This is a genomic window from Prosthecobacter sp. (assembly GCF_049294395.1).
Lineage (GTDB): Bacteria > Verrucomicrobiota > Verrucomicrobiia > Verrucomicrobiales > Verrucomicrobiaceae > Prosthecobacter.
In genome coordinates this window covers 1-8,332 of sequence record NZ_JBAQCR010000432.1, presented here as the reverse complement: position 1 = coordinate 8,332, position 8,332 = coordinate 1, and the positions used below count along the sequence as shown (strand labels likewise).

The window sequence follows — 8,332 nt, the reverse complement described above, 5'->3', positions numbered from 1 at the left end:
GTGTCGTGCTGAGCAGCGTGAACCTGCAGATCGAATCCGGAGAATTGTTCTTCCTTCTGGGCCCCAGCGGCTGCGGCAAGACCACCCTGCTCCGCCATATCGCCGGATTCTACACGCCGGATGCGGGCAAGATCTGGTTTGATGATGAAGACGTGACCCGCCTGCCTGCGCACAAACGCGGCACGGGCATGATGTTTCAAAGCTACGCCCTGTGGCCGCACCTGAACGTGGCGCAAAACGTGGCCTTCGGGCTGGAGGAGCGGAAGCGCCCGCGCCGTGAGATCGAGCACCGTGTCTCGGAAGCGCTGGAGCAGGTGAAGCTGGAAGGCCTCGGCTCCCGCAAGATCCAGCAGCTTTCCGGCGGGCAGCAGCAGCGCGTGGCTTTGGCGCGTGCGCTGGTCATCCGGCCCAAGTGCCTGCTGCTGGATGAACCGCTGTCCAATTTGGATGCCAAGCTGCGCCTCGAAATGCGCACAGAGATCCGCCACATCGTCAAGCAGCACGGCCTCACGGCCATCTACGTGACGCATGACCGCGATGAAGCCCTGAGCATGGCCGACCGCATGGCCATCATGGACGCCGGCAAGCTGATCCAGGTGGGTGCGGCTCCGGAGATCTACCTCAACCCCGCGACCCGCATGGTGGCCGAGTTCATCGGTGAAACGAACTTCGTCGAAGGCCGCACCCTGCGCGAAAGCAGCCGGGCAGGATTCTACGATGTGGAAACTCCCTTCGGGGTGCTGCGTGGCCGCACCGATGCCACCTGGCAGCCTGCCAGCGGCCAGCCCGTGATGATGAGCGTGCGCCCCGAGGCGCTGACGTTTGGCAGCGTGCTCGATTCCCCGAATCGCTTCCCCGGGCGCATCATCGACACCACCTACCTCGGCGCAACGGTGCAGTATCTCATCCAAGTGACAGGTGGCCCGCTGATCAAGGTCTGCGAAACCAATCCCCAAGACCTTCGCCTGCCCGGCGAGGATGAAGTGCGCGTGATGGCCGCGATGGGTGATGTCGTGATTTTGCGCAAATGACCCCGCCACTCTTTAACACCCTGTGGCGGCGTATTCGGACATCCTGCTCGGCCTTGATGATTGCACACGGCCACACCCAGAACCTGCTCGCCACCCCAGGCATGTATTGTAGTTCCGCCTTTAGGCGGTCCGGTCACGTCTCCCAGATTCCGGCTAAAGCCGGTACTACGGAACAGCGCCGGGTCACTTGGTCACCTTGCTCGCTCAGGCGATCATCGTCCTCCGTCATGGCGATTCGAAGGCACATTGTGGAAGATGGAATACGAAATGTCAGCGCGCAGAGTGTTTGCCACACGCTCGCAGACGGGCGGGCTGTCGCCACACCCAACCTACGGGCCGCGCAGCACGCGAGTCGTAGGTTGGGTGTGTTTGGCGCGTGGTCCTCACGAAATCACCTGCATGCCTCTCCGCCAAACCGCCCGACCATGAGCGCGTTCACACGCCCTCGGGCCTTCCGTATGCTGAGAGACGGGCTGGGTAATCAGGCATCCTCCTCTTCCACCCTTTCAGGTCCAGAGTCTGCCAGGAAGAGAAAAAATGGAGGGGACGCTTTGTGACGATGAAAGCGATTCTTCAGCACCCACGCACCCAGGCCGTGCTCTCGTGGGCTCAGATATGGCGGAAGGAACTCGCGGTCTTTTTCCTCATGCTGGCCACGCTGGCGGGTCCGTTTTTGCTGAAGCCAACCCAGAGCACCGCCCCCGCGCATTACGACCGGCGGCTGGTCATCATCTCCCCGCACCATGACCGCATCCGCGAGGAGTTTGGGCATGCGTTTGCCAGGCACTGGAAAGCCACGAAAGGAGAAACGATCTTCATCGACTGGCGCGTACCGGGTGGCACTTCGGAGATCGCGATGCTCATCAAGTCCGAAGCCACAGCGGCATTTCAAAACTACTGGCAGTCGAAGCTGCATCAGACATGGACTCCCGCCGTGGCGCAGTCCTGCCTGAACCCCAAGGCCGCAGCCGAAGATGCCGCGCGCAAAGCCTACCTCGCCTCAAACATCGGCACCGGCATCGATGTGTTCTTTGGCGGTGGTGCTTATGATTTCGAGCAGCAGGCCAAGGCGGGCACGCTGGTCGCGGGTGACGGTGAAAAAACTGGCCTCAGTGGTCTCGCGAAAAAGCACCCGGAGTGGTTCAGCGACGCAGGCATTCCCGAAAAACTTAGCGGCGAGCCCTTTCGCGATCCGCAATTCCGCTGGTGCGGTACCTGCCTTTCCAGCAGCGGCATGGTTTTCAATCGCGATGTGCTGCGCCGCATCGGCATCCCCACCGATCCCGTGGCTTGGGACAACCTGGCTGATCCGCGCTACTACGGCCAGATCGCCCTGAGCGATCCCGGCAAAAGCGGCTCGGTAACGAAGGCGCTGGAGATGCTCATCCAGCAGCAGATGCAGATCGCGTATGATCGTCTCAAAGCAGTGCCGAAGTCGAAGCTCACACCAGATCAACTCGAAGCGCAAGCCGTGGCGGAAGGCTGGAATGAAGGGCTGCGCCTGATCCTCCGCATCAGCGCCAACGCGCGTTACTTCACCGACTTTTCCACCAAGATCCCGCTCGAAGTCGCCAAGGGCGATGCCGCTGCGGGCATGTGCATCGACTTCTACGGACGCTCTGCGGAAGAGGACGTGCGCAAGGCTGATGGCACCTCACGCGTGGGCTTCATCGCGCCGCTGGGCGGCACCTCGGTCAGTGTGGATCCCATCGGCCTGCTGCGCGGTGCTCCTGAGCCGGAGCTGGCCACCGCGTTCATCGAGTTCGTGCTCGGTGATGCAGGGCAGAAGCTGTGGAGCTACCGCGTCGGTGAACCCGGCGGCCCGAAGGAACACGCCCTGCGCCGCCTGCCCGTGCGGCATGATTTCTACACGCCGGACAACATCGCCCGCATGAGCGATGGGCATGAGGCGCCCTTTGAAAAAGCCCAGGCCTTCACCTACCACCCGGCGCGCACCGCAGCAGCCTTCAATGCCATCCGCTTCATCGTCCGCATCATCTGCGTGGACTCCCACAATGAACTCCATGCCGCATGGAAGACCATCATTGATCATGGCATGCCGGAGCGCGCCATCCAGGTGCTGGAAGACCTCACCCGGGTGAAGTACGAAGCCGCCACCGGCAACATCGCCAAGATTCTCGCCGCCCGTGACAAGGTGCAGGAAACCCGTCTCGCACGTGAACTTGGAGACGCTTTTCGCAATCAATACATCAAGGCCGGCCGCATGGCGCGGAACGGCGAATAGATCATCTCGGCTTGCACTTAAGCGGAAAATTTGAAATAATCATTCTATGAGCAGCATTGCCCAAGAATTGGACGCCACCCTTGAGAGTCTGGAGCCCTCCACGGCTGCCACGCTGACGGGCATGGTGCGCGAGGCCATGCGGCAGGTGCGTGGTGAAAGCGTCAGAACTCATGCTGCAGTGAATCTGCAGGCATGGGAAAAACGGCTGGCCTCGCACAGCGCGCAGCTTGCCACTGGCAGACAGGGCGCTTCGCTGCAGCAGGTGATGGATGATCTGCGAGACTGATCAAGATGAGCTACTGGGACACATCCGCGCTGGCAAAAATCTATTTGCAGGAAAGCGACAGCACGGTGTTTCGCAGCAGAGCGGTGCTGGATGCCCCGCTGCACACCGCACATCTGACACTCCATGAACTGCGCACTGTTTTACTGCGCCGCGAGTCGGAAGGAGTCATTCAGCCCGGTGGTGCCGCTCTTTTGTTTCAAGATTTTGAGGCGGATATAGCAGCCGGCCTGATCCTTGTTCAAACAGAGACCCCCACAGTGCAGCTGGAGTTTGTGAAGGTGCTCGAACAATGCTTTCTGGTGACGCCGCCGGTATTCATTCGCACCAATGATGCGCTCCACATCGCCTGTGCACGCACCATGCAACAGAGGGATTTTATCACTGCAGACAACCGGCAGAAAGCGGCTGCTGCCCATGTGGGCTTGAGGGTTTCATGAGCTGACCCACAACCCCATGTCAAAAACCCTCTCACTGCTGATCTTTCTGGGCATGACCGCGTTCTTCGCGTGCTTCTTTGCCTACCCGATCTGGGCGGCGCTGGAGGCGGCGTTTCGGGGGCCGGATCACAAGTTCACGCTGGAGTATGTGTCCGAGGTGTTTCTCAACGAGTTGTATCGCGACGGGTTGTGGAATTCGTTCATCATCGCGGTATGGACGACGCTGGGCTCCCTGTGCCTGGCACTGCCGCTGGCGGTGTGCTATGTGCGCTTTGCCTTTCCGGGACGTGCGCTGATGAACTCGCTGGTGCTCATGCCCATGATCCTGCCGCCGTTTGTGGGGGCCATCGGCATCAAGACAATGCTGGGTCAGGCGGGCGCGCTGAACAGCCTGCTCATCAATCTCGGTCTCATGGACGCCCTGCATCCGACGGACTGGCTCGGGCAGCACCGCATGCTGGGCATCATCGTCATGGAGGTGCTGCACCTGTACCCCATCATCTATCTCAACGCGGCGGCGGCGCTTTCAAACCTGGATCCCGCTCTGGAAGAAGCCGCGGCAAACATGGGCTGCAATGCCTGGAGCCGCTTCTGGCGCGTGACGCTGCCGCTCATCATGCCCGGTGTCTTTGCGGGTGGCACCATCGTGTTTGTTTGGTCCTTCACCGAGATGGGCGTGCCGCTGCTGTTTGACTACGACCGCGTCACAGCCGTGCAGATTTTCCGCAGCATCAATGACCTCAGCGGGAACCCCTTCCCCTACGCCTTGGTCGCAGTGATGCTGGTCTTCAGCACGCTGTTCTATCTCACCGGCAAGCTCTTCTTTGGCAGCGCGAATTCCGGTGGCGGCGGACGTGCCACTACGGGGCGTGAAACCATCGCGCTGCCTGCGGGCCTCGGCTGGATCTGCACCGCGTTCTTTGCCGGCGTCACCTTCCTGGCGGTGCTGCCGCATCTCGGCGTGGTGCTGCTGTCGTTTTCCAAAGACTGGTATGGCACGGTCATTCCGCACTCGCTGACGCTGGAGCATTACCGCGATGCGCTGGGACATGAGCTCACGCTTTCCGCCATCACCAACAGCTTGAAATACTCCACGCTGGCAATGCTCGTGGCGCTCGTCCTAGGTATCGGCGTGGCCTACGTCTCCGTGCGCACCCGCATCTGGGGCCGCCAGCTCCTCGATGCCATGGCGATGCTGCCGCTGGCCGTGCCCGGCATTGTGATGGCCTTTGGTTATCTGGCCATGACACGGGAGGGCCAGCCCTTCCACTGGCTCATGCTGGGCGAAGATCCGCTGCTGCTGCTCGTCATCGCGTACGCTGTGCGCCGCCTGCCCTACGTGGTGAGGTCTGCTGCGGCTGGCTTCCAGCAGGTCAGCCCCACGCTGGAAGAAGCCGCGCAGAATCTCGGCGCGCGCCCGGAGAAAGCGCTCTGGCGCATCACTTTGCCGCTCGTTGCACCCAATCTCGTCGCCGGTGCCCTGCTCGCCTTCTCTTTTGCCATGCTGGAAGTGAGCGACTCCATGATCCTCGCGCAGCAGGCCGCACACTTCCCCATCACCAAGGCGATCTACTCCCTCGTGCTCTCTCTCGGCAGCGGCCCCAACCTCGCCTCTGCGCTCGGCGTGTGGGCCATGATCTTCCTTGCCGTGACCATCCTTGGAGCCGGGGTGATCTTGGGGAAGAAACTCGGGGCGCTGTTTCGGGGATGAGTTGGCAAAACACGAATCCAAAGCCTGGGTTCGAGCGTGGAAAAAGTCGATGTTTTCGACATGACTTAACGTTATAGTACAGCATGAATTCTGCCATCCTACAGTCCCTGCTGGACAGTCCTGCCCTGCCTGAACTGGTGGAGGAGGGACAAAAGGCTCTAGCTCGCGAGCAAAAGCTCCGAGAGAAATTTTATGCCGACATCACTCCTGAACACAAATGGGAGTTCATCCAGGGAGAGGTCATTATGCATTCCCCAGCCCTGAACCGTCACCTGCTTGCCACGAAGCAGCTCTACGATGTAATGAACGCCTATGTCCGTGTGAAAAAACTCGGCGTCGTTCACATCGAGAAAGCCATGTGTAGCTTTCCGCGCAATGACTATGAGCCGGACATCTCTTTTTTTGGCCTGACCAAGGCTCGTCTAACCGGCCCGGACATGCTGAGGTTTCCCATTCCTGATCTCATCATCGAAGTTCTCTCTCCTTCCACGGAAGAGCGAGATCGCGGCATCAAATTTCAGGACTATGCGATGCATGGCGTGGCGGAGTACTGGATCATCGACCCCGTTGCCGATAGCGTGGAACTGTACCGTCTGGCGGGAGATGTCTATCCTCCGACAGAGCGGCAGACCGAGGGATTGCTGAGCAGCGATGCCATCGCCGGGTTTGAAATTCCTGTGCGAGCGATCTTTGATGAAGGTGAGAACCTACGGGTGCAGCGGCAGATTTTGACCGGCGCGTGAGACGGACGTTTTAGCCGCTTGACCCGGCAGAACCCGCACCACGCCTGCCAGTACTGCCGCAGCATTCCTCATTCCGTCTTGCTGCTCAGGAGGTTCAAGCTAGGCTCGCTTCTGTTGCTGATTTATGTCGCGCGCACGTATCACGACCTCTCTGATGTCCTTTATCAAAGCCCTGCTTTTTATGCTGGGCTCTGTTGTCGTGAGGGCTCTTCTCACCCCCTGGCTGGGGGAGCGCCTGCCCTTCCTCGTTCTCATCTTTGGCATCGCCATCGCAGCCCGCTATTGCCGCTGGCGGGCCACTGCCGCCGCCGCCTTGATCGGCTTCCTCCTGACCCTCTGGCTGTTTGTCCCGCCGAACCAGCCCGATATCACGCCCTCCACCTGGGCGGTTGGGGTCACGGGCTTTGTCTTCATGGCCACGGCCATCATCGCCCTGGGCGAGATGCTTCACCGCTCCCGCGCCCATGTGGATCAGGAACTCCGGGAGCGTGAACAACGCGAGCGCTCCCTGCTGGAGCAGACACGCCTGATGCGCGAGGCCCAGCAGCTCTCTCATCTGGGGAGCTGGTACTGGGATGCACGCACGGATGCCATCATTGGCTCCGAGGAGCTTTACCACATCTTCAACATTGACCCCACCGGAGACCGCCTCCCTTCCTTCAGCGAGCAGCGCGGCACCCTCTATTCCGAGGAGGCCTGGAACCAGCTGAACGAGGCCATGCAAACCACCGCCCGGACGGGCAAAGGCTACCGGCTGCACCTGGAAGCACGCTGCGGTGACAAGAAAATCTGGGTGACCACGCGCGGCGAACGCGTGACCAGCGCGGATGGCAAAGTCCTCGGCCTCAGGGGGACTGTGCAGGACACCACGGAGCTCAGAGCAGCGGAGGAGGCCCTGCTCCGCACCACCCAGCGCATGGAAATCGTCAAGGACATCGCCGAGGTGGGCTTCTGGTTCTGCGATCTCCCCTTTGGCACCCTGGAGTGGGACAGCCTTGTGAAAGAACACTTCTGGCTGCCACCGGAGGCAGGCGTGGATATTGCTCTTTTCTACTCGATCCTGCATCCTGACGACCGCGAAAGAACCCGCCTCGGGATCGAGGAATCCATTGCCAACAAGCAGCGTTTCGAAATCGAATACCGCACCGTCAGCCCGCAGGACGGCAGCATCAAATGGATCCGCGCCGTCGGCCATCCGTTCTATGCCGAGGACGGCAGGCCGCTCCGCTTTGACGGCGCCACTTTTGACGTCACGGAAAACCGCAGAGCGGAGGCCCTCCTGCGGGAAAGCGAGACCACCGCCCGCGCAGCCTCCGCCGCCAAGGACGTCTTCATCGCCCAGCTTTCCCATGAACTGCGCACGCCTCTGACACCGGTGCTCATGACCGCAAGCGCGCTCAAGGAGGACGAATCCCTTTCGGAAGACGTGCGCCAGCAGCTTCGCATGATCGAGCGCAACATCGCGCTGGAGGCCCGCCTGATTGACGACCTTCTGGACATCACGCGCATCACCCATGGCAAGCTCTCCCTGCGCACCGAGCCCTGCAATGTGCACGCCCTGCTCAGGCATGTGGTGGAAATGGTGCAGGACGAAGCCCGTGAGAGGAGCATTCGTTTTGCCCTGGAACTGCGCGCGGCGAAGCCTCAGCTGCAGGGAGACTCCACCCGCCTCCAGCAGGTGTTCTGGAACATCCTGCGCAACGCCGTGAAGTTTTCTCCCGCAGGCTCCTGTGTCACCATTCGTTCGCTCGATGTTTCTTCCTGCCCCGACACAGGGGACGCGCTCTGCATTGAGATTGACGACGAAGGCAGGGGGTTCGATGCGGCCATGAAGGAACGCATGTTTGAGCCCTTTGAGCAGGCCACCACTCCCCGCGAC

7 protein-coding genes are annotated in these 8,332 nt (G+C 60.9%); all 7 read left to right on the top strand.

Annotation, left to right across the window (positions count from 1 at the left end; genetic code table 11):
• Positions 1-1,031, top strand: a 1,031-nt coding sequence (locus WAW39_RS29585) for an ABC transporter ATP-binding protein (RefSeq protein ID WP_422323255.1), incomplete at its 5' end; no start/stop codon positions are given.
• Between the two features lie 559 nt (positions 1,032-1,590).
• Entirely contained in the window at positions 1,591-3,276 is a 1,686-nt protein-coding gene (locus WAW39_RS29580; RefSeq protein WP_422323253.1) for an ABC transporter substrate-binding protein, read from the top strand.
• 46 nt (positions 3,277-3,322) lie between these two features.
• Positions 3,323-3,562 (top strand): hypothetical protein, encoded by a 240-nt coding sequence (locus tag WAW39_RS29575; RefSeq protein WP_422323251.1) that lies wholly within the window; start codon positions 3,323-3,325, stop codon positions 3,560-3,562.
• Between the two features lie 5 nt (positions 3,563-3,567).
• Positions 3,568-3,999, top strand: coding sequence for a type II toxin-antitoxin system VapC family toxin (locus WAW39_RS29570; RefSeq protein WP_422323249.1), 432 nt, complete (start codon positions 3,568-3,570; stop codon positions 3,997-3,999).
• Between the two features lie 16 nt (positions 4,000-4,015).
• Positions 4,016-5,710: an ABC transporter permease gene (locus WAW39_RS29565; RefSeq protein WP_422323247.1), complete on the top strand. Its 1,695-nt coding sequence runs from the start codon at positions 4,016-4,018 to the stop codon at positions 5,708-5,710.
• Between the two features lie 83 nt (positions 5,711-5,793).
• Positions 5,794-6,453: a Uma2 family endonuclease gene (locus tag WAW39_RS29560; protein WP_422323245.1), complete on the top strand. Its 660-nt coding sequence runs from the start codon at positions 5,794-5,796 to the stop codon at positions 6,451-6,453.
• 154 nt (positions 6,454-6,607) lie between these two features.
• A partial coding sequence (locus WAW39_RS29555) for a PAS domain-containing protein (protein ID WP_422323243.1) occupies positions 6,608-8,332 on the top strand: 1,725 nt, incomplete at its 3' end.

Coding starts and splice junctions, on each gene's coding strand:
- WAW39_RS29575 (WP_422323251.1), top strand. CDS start 3,323: ATGAGCAGCATTGCCCAAGAATTGGACGCCACCCTTGAGAGTCTGGAG.
- WAW39_RS29565 (WP_422323247.1), top strand. CDS start 4,016: ATGTCAAAAACCCTCTCACTGCTGATCTTTCTGGGCATGACCGCGTTC.
- WAW39_RS29560 (WP_422323245.1), top strand. CDS start 5,794: ATGAATTCTGCCATCCTACAGTCCCTGCTGGACAGTCCTGCCCTGCCT.
- WAW39_RS29580 (WP_422323253.1), top strand. CDS start 1,591: ATGAAAGCGATTCTTCAGCACCCACGCACCCAGGCCGTGCTCTCGTGG.
- WAW39_RS29570 (WP_422323249.1), top strand. CDS start 3,568: ATGAGCTACTGGGACACATCCGCGCTGGCAAAAATCTATTTGCAGGAA.